This is a genomic window from Halorubrum sp. CSM-61 (assembly GCF_003781945.1).
In the GTDB taxonomy this organism is placed as follows: Archaea; Halobacteriota; Halobacteria; order Halobacteriales; family Haloferacaceae; genus Halorubrum.
The window spans coordinates 70,148-87,838 of record NZ_RJJW01000010.1; the positions used below are offsets into that span (position 1 = coordinate 70,148).

General features: G+C 67.7%; 16 protein-coding genes. 14 read left to right on the forward strand and 2 right to left on the reverse strand.

Annotated features, from left to right (window positions below; genetic code table 11):
- Window positions 1–184: 184 nt before the first annotated feature.
- The 3 genes from EDM04_RS15785 to EDM04_RS15795 all read left to right on the forward strand — a co-directional run bounded on the left by EDM04_RS15785 (window position 185) and on the right by EDM04_RS15795 (window position 2,278).
- Window positions 185–769, forward strand: a complete 585-nt coding sequence (locus tag EDM04_RS15785; RefSeq protein WP_123623808.1) for an archaellin/type IV pilin N-terminal domain-containing protein — start codon at window positions 185–187, stop codon at window positions 767–769.
- Between the two features lie 2 nt (window positions 770–771).
- On the forward strand, window positions 772–1,479 hold the full coding sequence (locus tag EDM04_RS15790; protein WP_123623809.1) for an archaellin/type IV pilin N-terminal domain-containing protein: 708 nt from the start codon (window positions 772–774) through the stop codon (window positions 1,477–1,479).
- An 85-nt stretch (window positions 1,480–1,564) separates the two neighbouring features.
- Complete coding sequence (locus EDM04_RS15795; RefSeq protein ID WP_123623810.1) at window positions 1,565–2,278, forward strand: hypothetical protein; 714 nt, start codon at window positions 1,565–1,567, stop codon at window positions 2,276–2,278.
- A gap of 534 nt (window positions 2,279–2,812) precedes the next feature.
- Here EDM04_RS15795 and EDM04_RS15800 read toward each other — a convergent pair.
- Window positions 2,813–3,268, reverse strand: coding sequence for a zinc ribbon domain-containing protein (locus EDM04_RS15800; protein ID WP_123623811.1), 456 nt, complete (start codon window positions 3,266–3,268; stop codon window positions 2,813–2,815).
- 227 nt (window positions 3,269–3,495) lie between these two features.
- Between EDM04_RS15800 and EDM04_RS15805 the strand changes: the two genes are divergently transcribed.
- From EDM04_RS15805 to flaJ, 10 genes are all read left to right on the forward strand, one after another.
- Window positions 3,496–5,817 carry a BGTF surface domain-containing protein gene (locus EDM04_RS15805; protein ID WP_206424483.1) on the forward strand — a complete coding sequence of 774 codons (2,322 nt, stop codon included), beginning with the start codon at window positions 3,496–3,498 and terminating at the stop codon, window positions 5,815–5,817.
- Window positions 5,818–5,942: 125 nt separating this feature from the next.
- Window positions 5,943–6,299, forward strand: a complete 357-nt coding sequence (gene cheY / locus EDM04_RS15810; RefSeq protein WP_123623812.1) for a chemotaxis protein CheY — start codon at window positions 5,943–5,945, stop codon at window positions 6,297–6,299.
- Window positions 6,299–7,498 carry a chemotaxis protein CheC gene (locus EDM04_RS15815; RefSeq protein WP_123623813.1) on the forward strand — a complete coding sequence of 400 codons (1,200 nt, stop codon included), beginning with the start codon at window positions 6,299–6,301 and terminating at the stop codon, window positions 7,496–7,498. The genes cheY and EDM04_RS15815 overlap by 1 nt, the downstream gene beginning before the upstream one ends.
- The gene (locus EDM04_RS15820) at window positions 7,495–8,022 is read left to right on the forward strand and encodes a chemotaxis protein CheD (protein ID WP_123623814.1); all 528 of its coding nucleotides are present in this window, start codon (window positions 7,495–7,497) and stop codon (window positions 8,020–8,022) included. Before EDM04_RS15815 ends, EDM04_RS15820 begins: the two co-directional genes overlap by 4 nt.
- A 115-nt stretch (window positions 8,023–8,137) precedes the next feature.
- Window positions 8,138–9,997: a FlaD/FlaE family flagellar protein gene (locus tag EDM04_RS15825; RefSeq protein ID WP_123623816.1), complete on the forward strand. Its 1,860-nt coding sequence runs from the start codon at window positions 8,138–8,140 to the stop codon at window positions 9,995–9,997.
- The gene (locus EDM04_RS15830; protein ID WP_123623818.1) at window positions 9,987–10,451 is read left to right on the forward strand and encodes a flagellin; all 465 of its coding nucleotides are present in this window, start codon (window positions 9,987–9,989) and stop codon (window positions 10,449–10,451) included. Before EDM04_RS15825 ends, EDM04_RS15830 begins: the two co-directional genes overlap by 11 nt.
- Window positions 10,452–10,949, forward strand: a complete 498-nt coding sequence (locus EDM04_RS15835) for a flagellar protein G (protein WP_123623820.1) — start codon at window positions 10,452–10,454, stop codon at window positions 10,947–10,949.
- Between the two features lies 1 nt (window position 10,950).
- Window positions 10,951–11,700 (forward strand): ATPase domain-containing protein, encoded by a 750-nt coding sequence (locus EDM04_RS15840; RefSeq protein WP_123623822.1) that lies wholly within the window; start codon window positions 10,951–10,953, stop codon window positions 11,698–11,700.
- A gap of 97 nt (window positions 11,701–11,797) precedes the next feature.
- The gene (locus EDM04_RS15845; RefSeq protein WP_123623824.1) at window positions 11,798–13,471 is read left to right on the forward strand and encodes a type II/IV secretion system ATPase subunit; all 1,674 of its coding nucleotides are present in this window, start codon (window positions 11,798–11,800) and stop codon (window positions 13,469–13,471) included.
- A 1-nt stretch (window position 13,472) separates the two neighbouring features.
- Complete coding sequence (gene flaJ / locus EDM04_RS15850) at window positions 13,473–15,209, forward strand: archaellar assembly protein FlaJ (RefSeq protein WP_123623826.1); 1,737 nt, start codon at window positions 13,473–13,475, stop codon at window positions 15,207–15,209.
- Window positions 15,210–15,675: 466 nt separating this feature from the next.
- Here the strand turns inward: flaJ and EDM04_RS15855 are convergent, their stop codons facing one another.
- The gene (locus EDM04_RS15855) at window positions 15,676–16,611 is read right to left on the reverse strand and encodes an NAD(P)-dependent oxidoreductase (protein WP_123623828.1); all 936 of its coding nucleotides are present in this window, start codon (window positions 16,609–16,611) and stop codon (window positions 15,676–15,678) included.
- Between the two features lie 115 nt (window positions 16,612–16,726).
- On the opposite strand from EDM04_RS15855, the gene htpX reads away from it, so the two are divergent.
- Window positions 16,727–17,596 (forward strand): zinc metalloprotease HtpX, encoded by an 870-nt coding sequence (htpX, locus tag EDM04_RS15860; protein ID WP_123623830.1) that lies wholly within the window; start codon window positions 16,727–16,729, stop codon window positions 17,594–17,596.
- Window positions 17,597–17,691 lie beyond the last annotated feature (95 nt).

The following is a 17,691-nucleotide window of genomic DNA, read 5'->3' on the forward strand; positions in this document are numbered from 1 at the left end:
GAGCCGATAACTATATCGCGATATCGTTGATATATTCAGAAACTATCGGGCAGAAACAAGTCCCATAATCGCAATACTGCAGCGTTTTATCAGGTCGAATAATCGGCACGGAGTCTTTAATAGTGAAATCACTCTCCCTAGCGATAACGCCCGCCGGGCAGGCCGGGGGCCGACGCAACACACAATGTTCGAAACACTACTGGACGAGGAAGAGCGCGGTCAAGTGGGGATCGGGACCCTCATCGTGTTCATCGCGATGGTGCTGGTGGCGGCGATCGCCGCCGGCGTCCTGATCAACACGGCCGGGTTCCTTCAGACGCAGGCGGAAGCAACGGGCGAAGAAAGTACAAGTCAGGTGAGCGACCGGCTGCAGGTGGTGAGTCAGTCAGGGAACGTGACTGGTGAAGACCCTCGAGAAGTTGATCAATTAAATATCACAGTGGCACAGTCTCCTGGTGCTAGTAATATCGACTTATCCGAGACGAGCGTTGAACTCATCGGGACTGGCGGACAGGAAACGTTCCAGCTTGGCGAGGAGGCCACGATCGACATCTACACTGGAGAAAGTGGTGATGTCGTGCTGACCGATACCAGCGACCGTGCCGATATTGGAGTCGATCTAACTAGCGGCGTAGCTGCGGGTTACGGTACACTCGAAGGCGGCGACCGCCTGTCGGTGACCTTCACGACGCCGTCGGGTGCAACCACGAGCGCAGAGCTTCGTGTCCCGACGACATTGACTAGCGAACAGACCTCGGTGAGGCTGTAACAATGTTCGAATTCATCAACAACAGTGAGGAGCGCGGTCAAGTGGGAATCGGGACCCTCATCGTATTCATCGCGATGGTGCTGGTCGCAGCGATCGCCGCCGGCGTCCTGATCAACACGACCGGCTTCCTCCAGTCACAGGCGGAGGCGACCGGTCAGGAGAGTACCGAGCTCGTGTCGGAGCGGATCGACGTGACGAGCGAAGTCGGTATCGTCGGCAACAACAGCACGGGAGAACTCGAATCAATCAAAATTACGGTGTCCGGTGCTGCTGGTGCCGATCAGATTGACCTCTCAGAATCAACTATCCAGGCGGTTGGGCCGAACGGGCAGGCAAATCTCGTCTTCACAGACACGAATGCTACCGGTGGCGACACTATCAACAACGCGAGCCAGCTCAACGCGAGCGAGTTCGCTGTACAGAATTCAAGCGGCGGCTTCGTCAACAGCGGTGACGCCGTGCTCAACGACGACACAGACTATACGATCGTCGTGAACCCCGGTGCACAGCCGTTCGGGAGTCTGGCAGAGGGCGGGGTCACTGACGGGAGCGGGAACTACACCTACGCCCACCTAAATGCGACAGAGGACGCGTTCGGCGAGGGACAGAGTTCGTCAGTCGAGATCGTTTCGCCATCGTCGGCGACAACCTCGGTCGAACTGAACGCGCCCGACCTCTTTACAGAGAACGGCGAAGCGGTCCGGCTCTAACGAGCCTCGAACAGCCCCCTAACCACTGTCCCGGCGGATCCCGCCGCCCGGAACACCTATTTTCTCGCGCCACCACGGCTACGCCATGAGTGACCACGACGCACCGGCGGCCGACCCCGACGCGCCGCCGGCCGACCCCGACGAACTCGACTTCACCGACGACGAGAACGTCGTCGAGATCGGGGAGAGCCGGTACGTCGTCGGGACGAACGGCCGTCCCAACGTCCGCCGGTCGCAGCCGGACCCCCGTCCCGACGACGAGACGGGCTTTACCTCCGCCGACCCGGCGAACCCGGAGGAGCGACGACCGCCGGATCCGGGCGGCGACCCGGGAGGTGCGGAAGCCGGAGACGGAGCCGGCGCCAACGCGCCCCGCGGTGCAGGTGGTCAAGCGCAGGGCGGAAACGCCGCCACCCACCCGCAAGGCGCCGGCGCTGCTCCGGAGGTCGACCGCCAGTCGGTGAGCCGGTGGCTGGCGAACTCCTTCGACGGCGACGGGTTCACCTACGGGATCGACGCGACGCTCCACGTCGACGGCGAGACCACTCGCCAGCGGATGGTGTCGAACGACGTGACGGCGACGTTCGACTCGCTCGTGTCGTGGTTCGCGTCCAACGCGGGGCCGAGCTCGCCGACGCCGGAGGCGCTCGGCCTGCTGCTCGTCGCGAGCGAGACGACCGTCGACGTCCCGCCGGTGGCGATCAAGCGCTTCGCCGCGAGCCAGGGGCTCACGGCGAGCGACAGCATCGGCGATCTGGTGCGTGCGGCGGAGGAGGCCGACGGCTTCCGGATCGAATAGCGGGGGGTTCAAACGACGATTCGCGGAATACGGCCGCTTGATCGATAGCGGGAGTAGGTATTGCAGATCGGTGACGGCGATGAGGTAGTTAAATGGTCGTGAGCGATGGTGACGATCGCTTATAAGTGAAGGCGGCTGTGCGGTGGCGCGCGCCTCCGAGCGCCCGTAGGGCGTGAGGAGCGCCGCGCGAGGGAGTCGCTGGCGGCGACAGCCGCCAGCGACGAGGCTGGGGAGGTGTGAGGCTGTGCGGTTGCGGTGCGGGACTCAAAGGGGCAGCCGTGAGGGCGCAGTAGGCGACGGAAGCACCGCAAGGAGCGAGTGAAACGAACGACTGAGGAGCGCACCGAGCGTACTGCGCCCTCACGGCTGGGGCTTTGGAAGTGTTCACCGCAGAGCCGTCGATCACGTATAAATAGCCGACGGCAACCCCACTCGTTCACTTATAAATGACCACCTCCACGACGTGCTATACCCACTCCCGCCGTCAGTCGTGGCTGTGTCTGCGACTACCACGGGGCAGAGCCGAGACGGCAGTTATAAGAATACGAGCAGCACGACGCCGAGCAGCGCGAACACCGCGTACAGCCCGGCCATGACCTCCCGTTTCAGCGGGCTCCCGAGCGGCTCCGCGGTCAGACGCCGGATCGGCGGTAAGATCGCGATCCCGCCGAGAATCAGGGGGAAAGCACCAATCTGCGGGACCAGCGTCAGCGCGACGACGATCGTCCCGTAGCCGAGCACGTAACAGCCCCGGCGCCAGAGCTGCTCGCGGTCGGTGAGCTCCTCGGTCGGGACGAATCCGGACCCGCCGCCGTTTCCACCGGTGTTCCCGCCGCTCGCACCCCCGGACTCGGCGGTCAGCTGCTGAGCCTGCCGCTGCACGTACTCGTCGAGCTCCTCGGCGGCCGCGTCCGTCTGGGGCGCGCCGCACTCGACGCAGTAGCGAGCCTCGTCGTCGAGCGACGAGTCGCACCGGGGGCAGGTCTTCATCCTCATCGGAAGGGCACCACGGGCGGACTTAACTCTTCGGAGCTTTGCCGGCGGTCCGATCCCGGTTCAGTCTGCCGATTCGCTCCCGATTCATCCGTATCGGGGCGATCCGGTTCTCTGACGCGATAATCGGGTGGGTACGCTTTAGTCGCTGAGATCCCGAGTACGTACCAACCGACGGCGGGCCGGCGGAGCGACGCGGCCCGTCACGACGGAACGAACACACGATGACCTCCAGACCTTCACCGGACGACGCGGAGACAGACACAGAGGCGACGCTCCGCGCTCGGCTCTCGGATATCCCCGCTCGGCTCTCGGATATCCCCGCTCGGCTTTCGAACCTCCGCGTCGTGTTCGTCGCGCTCGCGGTGTTCCTCTCAGTCCTCGGCGCGGCGGCCACGGGGCCCGCCGCGGCGACCCTCGCGGGAGGGGACGCGGCGACAGTCGGTGAAACCCCGGCGACGGCCGACGGCGACGAGGTCACCCCGGCGATCGCGACCGACGACGAGGCGGGCCCGGGCGGCGCCGCCAGACGGGAGATCAGCGGATCGTTCAGCCGACCGATGTACACCGGGACCGCGGGAGACCCGGTGGAGATCAGACACGTCATCAGTTCGTCCGGGAACGACAGCGCGTACCTGCTGATCGGGGGCAACCGTCTCACCGACTCCGGCGGAACGGTCGGGTTCGTCGACGTCGTCAAGACATCCGACCGGTCGACAACGATCAACACCCGGCTCATCGGGACGAACCAAAGCAGTGTCAAGAGCTGTAGCGCCGCCGACGTCGACTGCGACCTCCAGTTCGAAAACGAGGACGGCGAGGTGATCGCGGAGAACCTCTCGGAGCTCTCCGAGACCGGCTCGACCGGCGCCGGCGGGCTCGCTCGCCCGCTCGTCCCGCAGCGGTACCGGCTCGCGATCACGAACGGGACGTTCGTCGTCCGGGACTCCGGCGCCGTGGATCCGGTCAAAGTGGCCGACGAGTCCGACCTCGTGTTGCGGAAGCCGACGTTCGACGACAGCGTCGAGGTGTTCACGACCGCGGACAGCGAGGTGACTACCGACGGCGAGGGCGGGACAGAGTCGCTCGGCGCGCTCAGGGAGAGCGGACTCGACCGCGCGGCGGTGACCAAGGGCGACCGCGTCGTCCTCGGCTTCGAGTCGACCGGGATCTGGGGGGCCCTCTCGTACTTCGCCAAGAACCGGTCTGACGGGTCGATCGAAGCCGGGACTCAGACCGATCACCGGGCTCTCGGCGACCTCCTCGAAGCCGAGGAAGGCGTCTCGCTACGGGTCCGGGAGACGAACCCCCGGCAAAACGAGCGCCCGGCAGAGCTCGACCTCGCGAACGCCGACCCGGACGACGTCACGCTCTATCTCGCGGAGGGCGAGACGCTCGAACGGGGCGACAGCGATCAAGCGCCCAGCCGGTTCCACCTCGCGATAGACACGAGCGACGGGGGCCCGTTCACCGACGATCCCGAGCCGGGCGACGAGTTCTCGGTCGAGTTCGCCCTGGAGGGAACCGAAGGCGAGCAGTACGAGTTCCGCGACGGGCAAGGGCCACCCGAGGCGTTCGAACCGAAGTCGGCCGCGGACGACCAGTACCCGTACCACGAGAGCGCCGACGGCCGGGTGAGCGCCGAGGCGTCGTTCGCTATCGTCGAGCGCTACCTCCGGTACGACCACGCCACCGCCGACGGCGACATCCTCGTCGAGGCCGAAAACGGGACCATCACCGGGAGGACCTCCATCCTTCCCGTGACGGACCTGTCGGCGACGATCGTCAGGGACGACGACGGCGAACCGACGCGGACCGAGTCGGAGCTGACGATCGAGGACGAGAACTTCTCCGTCGACAGCGGGCTCACCAACGTGACGCCCGGGACGGAGGCGAGCTATCGGCTCTATCAGGGGCAGTCGCTACAGGACAGTCGAACGATCGTCGTCGTCGACGACGCCGAGGACCCCGCCCGCCTGCGGCTGGGGGACGAAACGACGACGAACCTGACGGTGACCCGGGGCGAGTCGCTGTCGAACCTCTCCGCGACGGTGCGGAACGTCGGGCAGCTGGAGAACCGGGAGCGGCTGTCGCTCGACGTCGGCGACGGAGCGATCGTCGACGAGCGCCACGTCACGGTCGAGCCGAGGGGCTCGGAAGCGGAGACGTTCGGCGAGCTCGACGCCGAGTTGGAGCCGGGCGAGTACCCGTACGTGCTCTCGATCGACGGCCACAGCGTGGAGGGAACGCTGCTCGTGGAAGCGGACCCGTCGGTGACGCGCGTCGACGACCCCGGCGCCGACGAGGAGGGATCGGCGGCGGCCGACGGGGAGGACGGAGCGGACGAGAACGGCTCGGACGACGGGGACGCGACCGACCGCGAGTCGAACGAGACGTCGTCGGAGGGCGGTGGCGACGAGACGCCGGGCGACGAGGCGCCGAGCGACGCGCCGGCGGCGTTCCTCCCCTTCGGCATCGGGACGCGGGAGACGTTCGGCGGGACGGTCCTCGTGGGCGCGACGTACCTCCTCGGACACTGGGTCTGAGCGGGCTCGAACGCTGGATCTGGCTTGGATCGGGCCCCCGACGACCCGTTCCGCCGCATCGGTTCTCAGCGCTGAGAACCGCGGGGGAGTCGTTAAGTGAACGCTGTCCCGCCTTCCAGATAACTATGGCAACGCGCGTGCTTATCGCGGACGACTCGGAGTTTATGCGGAACCTGCTCCGGGAGATCCTCGAAGGGGAGTTCGAGATCGTCGGCGAGGCCGAAAACGGCGTAGAGGCGGTCAACATGTACGAGGAACACGGGCCCGACCTCGTGATGATGGACATCGTGATGCCGATCCGGGACGGCATCGAGGCGACGACGGAGATCCTCGAAGCGAACCCGGAGGCGACGGTGATCATGTGCACCAGCGTCGGACAGGAGGAGAAGATGAAGGCGGCCATCAAGGCCGGCGCAGAGGGGTACATCACGAAGCCGTTCCAGAAGCCGAACGTGCTCGACGCCATCGGATCGGCGGTATAATGCGCGTCGACGTCCGGGCGCTCGGCGCCTGCAACCGGTTGGCGGAGCGGGGGGCCGAACAGGCCGCCGGCGCGCTCACCGACCTGACGGGCACGGATCTGTCCGTAGAGGTCACGGGCGCCAGCGTCGCCAGCGGCGAGGACCTCGCCGAGGCGTTCGCCGGCCGGGAGTCGATCGGCGTGAGCGTCGGGCTTCGCGGCGGACTGGAGGGCGAGGCGGTCCTCGCGTTCGACGCGGGCAACGTCGATGCGCTCCTCTCGCTTCTCCCGGGCGGGGCGTCGATGGGACGCAGCGCGGTGAGCGAGGTCGGGAACATCGCGCTCGGCGGCTTCCTCGACGGGTGGGCGAACTACCTCGGGACGGCGATCGACATGACGCCGCCCCGGTACTTCGAGGCCGACGGCGCCGCCGTCCTCCCCGACGGGGCGCTCGCCGGCGACGGCGTGTTCCTCTTCGAGAGCCGGCTTGACGCGACGACGACGGACCTGGACTTCTCGATCTACATGCTCCCCGACTCCGGGAAGTTCCGCGACCTCGTCGTGGGTAAGACCGCGCCGGCCGCCGCGCCGGGCGCGGAGGGCGGGGCGGGGAACGACGGCGCCGGCAGCACCGCGGTCCCCTACGAGTCGCTGTCGACGTTCGCGTCGCTGGCGAAGCGCGGCTCCGCGAACGCCGCCGACAACATCGCGATGATGACGGGCCTCGACACGACCGTCGACGTGAGCCGGCTGCGGTTCGTCCCGCTGGCCGACGTGCCCGCGGAGGTCGGCGTCGAGCCGCACGCCGGGACCGTCTTCGAGCTGCAGGGCGAGCCGAGCGGCTACCTCGCGATCCTCTTCGAGGAGGAGTCCGCCGCGAAGGTCGCGGCCTCGATGCTCCCCAGCGAGCCGGACGAGCCGCTGGGGGGGATGGCCGAGAACGCGCTCTGCGAGCTCGGCAACGTGATGACGAGCGGGTTCATCGACGGCTGGGCGAACGTGCTCGGCACGTCGATCACCCACTCGCCTCCCGAGTTCGTCCACGACATCGGCTCGGCGGCGATCAGCCCGCTGGTCGCCAAGCTGAGCCGGCGGCAGGACTACGGGTTCGTGATCGACGCCGCGATCCAGACGGAGGGCGTCCAGACGCGGTGCGACGTGTACGCGCTCCCGGACGAGCGCGAACTGGCGCGGGCGCTCGACAGGCTCTCGGAGTCGTGAGCCACCACCCGTCGTCTCGCGAGCGAGCGCCCCGCGACGGGTCCGACACTCCCGACGGCGGCCGGATCAAGGTCGGCGTCAGCGATCTGGCGGTCGCGACCGGTGATGAGACGGTGACGACGAGCGGCCTCGGGTCGTGCGTCGCCGTGGCGCTCGTCGATCGGTCGACCGGCGTCCGGGGACTGTTACACGCGATGTTACCGAACGGCACCGGGACCGACACCGGCATCGAGCGGCCGGGAAAGTACGTCGACACCGGTATCGAGACGCTGATCGCGGAGCTGGAGGCCGCGGGCGCGTCCGCCGACCGCCTCGAAGCGCGCGTCGCCGGCGGCGCGGAGATGCTCGATCTCACGGACGCGGTCGGACCGCGGAACGTCGCGCGCGCCGAGCAGTGCCTGGACGCAGCCGGGATCCCGGTGGTCGAGCGCGCCGTCGGCGACGGCGTCGGCCGGACCGTCCGGTTCATGGCTGACGGCCGACTGGTCGTCCGGGCGGCCGACGGGTTCGAGCGGACGCTTTGAGCCCCCCTCGTTCGGGAGGGGCCGCGGCGCCGCCCGATTCCACCGAAGGAATGCCTTCTCACAGCTGATATTTTGAGGGGTGAATTGAAGTGTGCTCTGGGGGTGGTACACGGTAATGGGCCTCGAACTACCGGTGTGGGGAGCTCCAACGGCCGCATGGATAGTCGCCACGCTGGGGCTCGTCGGTGCGAGCGTCCTCGACAGATTCCTCGATGATGACGGCTCCGACGACGACGATTCCGGAGGCATGGGCGGCGGCGACGATCCCTTCGGCGGTGGCGGGATGGGCGGCGGCGGCGGAATGGGCGGCGGCGGGATGGGCGGCGGCGACGACTTCGACGACTTCGACGGGATGGACGAGTGGGACGACGAGTTCGACGGCGGCGGCGGTGGCGGTGGCGGCGGCGGTGCCAACACCGACGAGCTGGAAAACCGGCTCGACGACCTGGAGAACGAGGTCGCCTCGCTCTCGTCGACCGTCTCGACCGTGCGCTCGGAGAACGAGGAGATCTCGGCCGCCGTCGACGACATCGAGGAGGACGTGCGGAACCTACTCGACATCTACGAGATGGTCACCCGCGGCATCAACCCGTTCGTCGACGACTCCAGCGGCTTCGACGGGGTCGACGGCGGCGGTGAGGGCTCGTTCGGCCTCTTCGACGACGACGAGGGAGCCGACGCGGGCGACGATGACCTCGACGAAGACGTCGCGAACGCGGACGCCGACGGGTTCTTCGACGACGACCTGCTCGACGACGACCTCGAAGACGAGGACGACGAGTTCGGCGAGCTGGACGAGGAACCGGGCGACGAGCACACGGACGACGGCGACCCCGCCGACGCCGCGTCCGAGACCGCGACGGCGGACGACGGAGACGACATGAACGACGATGGAAAGAGCTTCAGCGAGCTGAAAGAGGAGTACGACGCCGGGGAGGCCGACTGGGCCGACGAGGACGGCGCCGAAACGGACGCGGGCGCGGAGGAAGACCCGTTCGACGACGGGGGCGACTCCTTCGAGGAGGACCTCGGCGACGAGGCGGATCCCTTCGACGACGAGCCCGACGACGGCGTCGACTTCGACGACGGGATGGACTCCTTCGAGGAGGACCCCGACGACGGCCCGGCGGCGAACGGGCACACGCCGGAGTCCGACCGCTCGCGCGGCCGGCAGCCCGGCGGCGACCCCGCCGAGGCGAACGGCGGGGGCTTCGAGTACGTCCAGCAGGACGACCTCTCGGGGACCCGCGGCAAGCCGTACCTCACGGAGCTGCCCGGCGACTACGTCGGGGACCTCCTCGTGATGGAGTGGCTGGAGTTCCTCGTCTCCGAGAGCGACGTCACCGACGCGGTGCGCGCGATCAACTACTACGAGCGCATCGAGTGGGTCGGCCCCGACGCGGCCGCGCGGCTCCGGGACTTCCTCTCCGGGTTCGGCACGATCGACCGCAACCTCGTCGACCGACCGGGGACCGATCGGCTGGTCCGCGAACACCACACCCGTAGCCTCCGGTACGTGACCCAGCTCAACGGGACGAGCGGGCACCTCCTGCTGCTCGACCGCTGGGACGACCTCGCCGGCGGCTCGCTGGTCGGCGGCGGCCCGCCGCGGGGCGGGTCGGGCCGCGGGGGACGCGGCGGACACGGACGACGCGAGGGCGGACGCGACCGGCGCGCATCCGACCGCGCCGACGATCGACGGGACGGTCACCGCGAGGAGCGCGCCCCGCCCGAGGACCGCGGCGGCGACGACCGCGACCGGCGCGCGAGCGAGAACGGTCACGGCGACGCGGAACGTCACGGAAGCGACGCGGGACGGCGAGACGGACAGACGGACCGCCGGGACGGGCAGGCGGACCGCCGCGGCTCCGAGGGTCGCGAGCGCAACGGCGGCTCGCCGCGACCGATGAACGACCCGAACCCGCGTTCCGACCGCGCCGACCCGGCCGACGGAGGGTGGGGCGATGGGCGTTAGCGTCTCCGCGTCGACGGCGATCATCGTCGCGGGGCTGTTCTTCGCGTTCACGACGTTCTACCCCGTCGCGGCCAACGGCTTCGACCGCGTCAGCGACGCGCAACACGGGATCAACGAGCGCGCGCTCGAACGGCAGAACACGGCGTTCACGGTGTCGAACGCGACGTTCGACAGCGGGACCGGCAATCTCACCGTCAACGCCACCAACGAGGGCTCCCTCGGTCTCGTCGCCGGCGACGCGACGCTGCTCGTCGACAACGAGTACGTCGACGTGGGCGGAGCCGACGCGACCACGACCGTCGACGGCGACGGCGACACCGAACTCTGGCTCGAGGGCGAGACGCTGACCGTCGAGGTCGCGCAGGCCGACACTGACACGACTATCGAGGACGGCACCCGCGTCGTCCTCGTCGTCGAGTCCGGCGTCCGCGACGCCGCGGAGGTGACCGCGTAGATGGCCAGCGTCCCCGTCTCCCACCTCATCCTGTTCATCGCGAGCCTCGTGATCGCGGCCGGCGTGGTCGGCACGATCACCACGGGGGTGGACCGCGTGAGCGCGGCGGTCGACGACGCCGGGCTGGACGCGACCGAGACGCTCCGGACCGACGTGACGGTCATCTCCGACGCGAACGCGGGGGTGTACAACGTCAGCGGCCAGCAGAACGTGACCCTCTTGATAAAGAACACCGGGACCCATCGGCTCGCGCCCGACGGCTCGGGGCTCGACGTCGTCTTCGACGGCCAGTACGTCCCGCCGAGCGCGGTCGACGGCGAACTCGTCTCCGCCGACGCGGGCGCGGCGTGGAGCCGGGGCGACGTGTTGCGGCTCACGATCAACGTGAACGATCTCGACGACACCACGAACGGCCTCGCCGACGGCGACCATCGGGTGTTCATCACCGCCAACGGCGACGAGGAGCTGTTCCAGTTCCGCGTTGAGGGAGGGAACTGAGATGCCCCGCGACAACCTCCTCTCCTTGGGGCTCGGCGAACGCGACCGGCTGAACAAGGAGCTCGGCGGGGGCATTCCCCGCGGCAGTATCGTCCTCATGGAGGGCGACTACGGAGCCGGCAAAAGCGCCATCTCCCAGCGGTTCGCCTACGGGCTCGTCGAGGAGGGCGCGTCGGTGACGATGATGTCGACGGAGCTCACCGTCCGCGGGTTCATCGACCAGATGCACTCGCTGGAGTACGACATGGTAAAGCCGCTCTTACAGGAGGAGCTGCTCTTCCTCCACGCCGACTTCGACTCCGGCGGGGCGTTCTCCGACGACGACGGCGAGCGCAAGGAGCTGCTCAAGCGCCTGATGAAGGCGGAAGCGATGTGGAACTCCGACGTCGTCTTCCTCGACACGTTCGACGCCATCTTCCGGAACGACCCGACCTTCGAGGCGCTGGTCCGGAAGAACGAGGAGCGACAGGCGGCCCTGGAGATCATCTCCTTCTTCCGGGAGATCATCTCGCAGGGGAAGGTGGTGGTGCTCACCGTCGACCCCTCCGCGGTCGACGACGACGCGATCGGCCCGTTCCGGTCGATCGCCGACGTGTTCCTCGAACTGGAGATGATCGAGGTCGGCAACGACATCCGCCGCCAGATCAACGTGAAACGCTTCGCGGGGATGGGCGAACAGGTCGGCGACACGATCGGCTTTTCGGTCCGATCGGGGACCGGAATCGTCATCGAGAGCCGGAGCGTCGCCTGAACCCATGACCGAGCCGACGCACAGCCGTCCCGGCGACCGGGACGCGATAGACCCGACCCGGGGCGCGACCGCCCCGACAGGAGACACGGAGTAGACAATGACCGAACACGGCACGGCGAAACCGTCGGAGGAGCTCCGGAAGGCAGCCATGCGGCGGCCGCACCTCCGCGAGCACCTGCGGGAGTTCAAACAGATAACCGGGGAGTTCCCGCAGTTCATCGAGGAGCCGAAAGACGAGTACGAGTCGAACCGCCCGAACGTCATCTATCCCGTCGGCGGGCCGATCTACAGCCACATCTACGGCGACCTCGGGCAGGACACCAAGTACTACGCCATCGAGCCGGAGGTCTCCGGCCCGCAGGCGGAAGTCCTCACCGAGGTGAAAAATCGCCTCCTCCGGGTGAGCGGCCAGCACAGCGCCCCCGACACCGAGGCGGGGTACGACGACCTCATCGAGGAGCTGTTAGAGGAGGTCACCCACGTCGACGAGCAGAATCAGGGGTTCCGCGGCAGCCTCTCGAAGGTGCTCAACATGGGGAAGCTGTCGGTCACCGAGGAGACCTACGAGAACATCCGCTACCGGCTCAACCGCGACATCGTCGGGCTCGGCCCGCTCGAGCCAGTGATGCGCGACCCGGCCAACGAGGACATCCACGTCATCGGTCCCAAGGAGTGCCACGTCGATCACGGCACCTTCGGCATGCTGGAGACGACCGTCGACTTCGGCACGCCCCAGGAGTTCGACAACTGGCTGCGCAACATGGGCGAGCGGATCGGCGACCCCCTCTCCGACTCCGACCCCATCGTCGACTCCACGCTGCCCGACGGGTCGCGTATCAACATCATCTACTCCGACGACGTGTCGCTGAAGGGCTCCTCGCTCACGATCCGGCAGGGCGAGGAGGTGCCGCTGTCGATCAACCAGATCACCAACTGGGGAACGCTCTCGCCGCAGCTGGCGGCGTACCTCTGGCTCTGCTTGGAGAACGAGCAGACGGTGTTCGTGGTCGGGGAGACGGCGTCCGGGAAGACGACGACGCTGAACGCCATCCTCTCGTACATCCCGGACGACTCGAAGATCTACACCGCGGAGGACACCGCCGAGGTCATCCCCCCGCACAGCACCTGGCAGCAGCTGTTGACCCGCGAGGGCGGCGGCGAGGGCTCCTCGGACGTGGACATGTTCGACCTGGTCGCCGCCGCGCTGCGGTCGCGCCCCGACTACATCATCGTGGGCGAGGTGCGCGGCGCCGAGGGGCGCATGGCGTTCCAGGCGGCCCAGACGGGCCACCCGGTCATGCTGACGTTCCACGCCTCGGACATCGTCTCGATGATCCAGCGGTTCACCTCCGAGCCGATCAACGTCCCGGAGACGTTCATGGACAACGCCGACGTGGCGCTGTTCCAGAACCGGGTGAAGCAGGGCGACCAAGTCCTGCGCCGGGTGACGAGCGTCCAGGAGATCGAGGGGTACTCCAAGGAGATGGAGGGGGTCGTCACCCGCGAGGTGTTCAGCTGGGACCCCGTCGAAGACGAGATCGTCTTCCAGGGGATGAACAACTCCTACGTGCTCGAAGAGCAGATCGCGACGCTGCTGGGATACGCCGACACCCGCGACATCTACGACGACCTCGACTTCCGTGCGGAGCTGATAGAGCGGATGATCCAGGAGGACATCCTCGGCTACCACGAGGTGAACGAGGCGATCAACTCCTTCCAGCGCGACGGCGTCGAGGGGCTCCCCTTCGACATGCATCGGAACGTCAGATAGCATGGCGGTGAAGGAGGTCGGCGACGGACTCGCGACGGCCGCGGAGCTGACCTCCGACGTCTTGGAGTCGTACGAGAAGCTCGACATCTCGAAGCGGAAGTACGTCGGGCTCGTGTTGCTCCCGGCGGTCCTCGTCTTCCTCGCGAGCGTCGTCGGCCTGTTCGTCCTCCCGCTCCCCTTCGCGGCGCGAGTGCCCGTCCCGATGTTCGGCGGGCTCGTGTTGGTCGCCGCGGTGATCTACCCGAAGATCTACCTCTCCAGTCTGGAGACCAAGATCGACAACCAGCTCCACCTCGTGATGACGCACATGACCGTGCTGTCGACGACGAACATCGACCGCATGGAGGTGTTCCGGACGCTGGCGAAAGAGGAGGAGTACGGCGTCGCCGCCGAGGAGATCAACCGCGTCGTCCACCTCGTCGACACCTGGAACCAGAGCCTCGACGACGCGTGTCGCCGGCGGGCCGAGGAGGTCCCCTCCGACGCGATGGCCGACTTCTTCGACCGCCTCGGCTACACGATGGGCGCGGGCCAGTCGCTAGAGGAGTTCCTCGTCTCCGAGCAGGACGTCATGCTCGCGAAGTACGAGACGCTGTACGAGTCCTCGCTGTCGAACCTGGAGGTGATGAAGGACCTGTACATGTCGATGATCCTCTCGATGACGTTCGCGCTGGTCTTCGCGATCGTCCTCCCGATCCTCACCGGGAACGACCCGACCGCGACCGTGGCGGCGGTCATCGTCCTCTTCGTCTTCGTCCAGCTCGGCTTCTACGCGATGATCCGGGCGACCTCGCCGTACGACCCGATATGGTTCCACCCGGACGAGCGCGCGCCCGGCGACCTGAAGCTGTGGGCGTCGCTCGGGATCGGCGGCGGGCTCTCCTTCCTCATCATCGGGATCACGGCCGCCGGGATGTTCGGGTACGGGCCGGGGCTCCCGGGGCTACTCTGGTTCCTCGACGACGTGCGGCTCCCGCTGTACCTCGCGGTGCCGATCTCGCCGCTCTTCATCACCGGGGTCATCCTCCGGAAAGAGGAACGGCAGATCACGGCCCGCGACGGCGAGTTCCCCTCGTTCGTGCGCGCGCTCGGCGCGACCGAGAGCGCGAAGCAGTCGACGACGACCGACGTGTTGACCACGCTGCGCGACAAGAACTTCGGCGACCTCTCCCCGGCGATCGAGCGGCTCTACCGCCGGCTCAACATGCGTATCAGCACCGAGGGCGCGTGGGAGCAGTTCACCTACGACACCCGGTCGTACCTCATCCAGAAGTTCTCCGAGATGTACCTCGTCGGCCGGCGGATGGGCGGGGACCCGAAGATGCTCGGCGAGCTGATCTCGAAGAACATGAACGCCGTGAACCAGCTCCGCGAGCAACGGCGGCAGGCGGCGATGACCTTCATCGGCCTGCTGTACGGGATCACGGCGGCGGCGACGTTCGCCTTCTTCATCGGGTTAGAGATCGTCGCCATCCTGGCGGAGCTGACGGCCGACTTCGGGCTCGAACAGATGGACATCGGGCAGATCGTCTACCCCGGCGCGTACGACATCCCGCTCATCGAGTACCTGCTGCTCACGGTGGTGCTTTTCAACGCCGCGCTCTCCTCGCAGATGATCCGGCGGATCGACGGCGGGAACCCCGCGAACGGGTACATCCACTTCGTGCTGCTGACGTGGCTCGGCGCGGCGACGGCGATCGCGACCCGGACCCTCGTGAACGCGATCCTGTCGATTTAAGAGTCGATTCGAGATATCGGGGTTTATAAATCGTTGACAGCGGATCAATGGTGAACACCACCAAAGCCCCAGCCGCTCGGCTATAAATCGCTGACAGCGGATCAATGGTGAACACCACCAAAGCCCCAGCCGCTCGGCTATAAATCGCTGACAGCGGATCAATGGTGAACACCACCAAAGCCCCAGCCGCGAGGACTCCATACGCTCGCTGCGCGCCTCGGTCGCTCACTCCGTTCGCTCCCTGCGGTGCTTGGGTCGCCTATGGAGTCCTCGCGGCTGCCCCTTTGAGTCCCACCCCGCCCCGCACAGCGACCGCACCTCACACCTCCCCAGCCTCGTCAGTCGCCATCGCTTCGCTCGGCGACTGACTCCCTCGCACGGCGCTCCTCGTGGCCGCCGACGGCGGCCACTCGGAGGCGCGCGCCACTGCACTTCCTATTTATAAGTCCTCTCTCCTCCCGATCTACTACTCGACCAGCGCCGGCTCGGGAACGTCCTCGTCGGCCGCCTCGCGCCACGATCGGCTCGGCGTCCAGCCGAACAGCCGCTTCGCCTTTTTAATCGCGTACGCGCCGCGGTCGTCGCCCTCGGCGAGCGCGCTCTCGTCGACCGCGCAGTCGTCGGGGACGCCGTCGTACGCCTCCCGCAACAGGTCCAGTAGGGGGCGACCGAGCGCGTTGTCGGCGGCGACGCAGTTGACCGCCTCGTGGGTCCCGGACGGGACGGCCGGGTCCGATCCCGTCGTTCCCGCGAGCGCGGCGGCGACGAGGTCGGCGGCGTCGCGGGCGTCGACGTACGACCAGAAGTTGCCGGCGCCCGCGTCCAGATCGCCGACGTACTCGTCGCTCCGGCAGGCGTACTCGCCGGGGAACTGGATCCACGAGGGGCGGATCGAGACGGCCGGGACGCCCTCGCGGCGCGCGACAGCGCCCGCGGCCGCCTCGGCGGTCACCTTCGAGAGCCCGTATGGGTCCTCCGGCCGGAGGGGGTGCTCCTCGGTGACGGGGAGTTCGTCCGGGAACGGCGTCGGGTCCGCGAAGAAGAAACCGTACGCGCCGTCGCTCGACGCCTGCACGATCCGGGCGTCCGCGCGGCCGGCCGCGTCGAGGACGTTCTTCGCGGCGCCGACGTTCGTCTCGAACACCCGGCCGTCGGGGTGGGTGCCGGCGACGGGGATCGCGGCCCAGTGGACGACGGCGTCGGGGTCGACCGCGTGGACGGTGTCGAGCGCCTCGCCGCGGTCGGCGAGGTCGGCCGCCCGGAACGAGACGTGCGGCGCCGGTTCGAGGTCCGGGCCGGGACGCTCGTAGTCGACGACGACGACCTCGTAGTCGCCCGCGAGTCGGTCGACGACCCAGCGCCCGGAGGCGCCGCGGCCGCCGGTGACGAGAACGGTCTCCATGCGTGCGGGTCGCCGGCGCGGGGGAAAAGCGCTCCGTCGTCGGACGATTCCGCCGCCGCGGCGGTGCGTTCGAAACCCCGGCAGGCTTTAATCCGGCGAACGGTAAAACTCGGACATGGAATGGAAGACCGACTGGGGACTCCGTGGGCGGATGGCGTTCACGATGTTCCTCCTCTTCGCCCTCTACGTCGTGTTCGTGGGAGCCCTGACGCTGTACTTCCAGGACTTCCTGTTCCCGCTGATCATGCTCGGCGGGTTCTCGATCGCCCAGTACTTCTTCAGCGACAAGCTCGCCCTGCGGAGCATGGGCGCGAAGAAAGTGACGGCCGAGGAGTACCCGGACCTCCACCGACGGATGGACCGGCTGAGCCAGCAGGCGGACCTCCCGAAGCCGACGGTCGCGGTCGCCGACACGCAGGTGCCGAACGCGTTCGCGACCGGCCGGAACAGGAAGAACGCGACCGTCGCCGTGACCACCGGACTCCTCCGGTCGCTCGACGAGGACGAGCTCGACGCCGTGCTCGCCCACGAGCTCGCGCACGTCAAGAACCGCGACGTGATGGTGATGACCATCGCCTCGTTCCTCTCGACTATCGCATTCTTCATCGTCCGGTGGGGATGGCTGTTCAGCGGCGACAACCGGCAGGGCGCGCCGGTGATCGTCGCGATCCTCGTGTCGATCCTCGTCTGGATCGTCTCGTTCCTGCTGATCCGCGCGCTCTCGCGGTACCGCGAGTACTCCGCCGACCGCGGCGCGGCCCTGATCACGGGCAAGCCCGGCGCGCTCGCGTCCGCGCTGATGACGATCGACGGCCGGATGGACCGCGTGCCGAAGGAGGACCTCCGCGAGGAGGCGGAGATGAACGCGTTCTTCATCATCCCGATCAAGTCGGGGTTCGTCGGCAAGCTCGCCTCGACGCACCCCCCGACGGAGAGCCGGATCGAGCGCCTCCGGGACTTAGAGCGCGAGATGGAGACCGCCTGATCGGCCGACCGAGCTCGGAGCGGCGAACGCGGCGCGGCGTCGCGGGACCTCTTTTTCCGGAGTGCCACGCTTTTAGGCCCCCGATCGCGGATCGG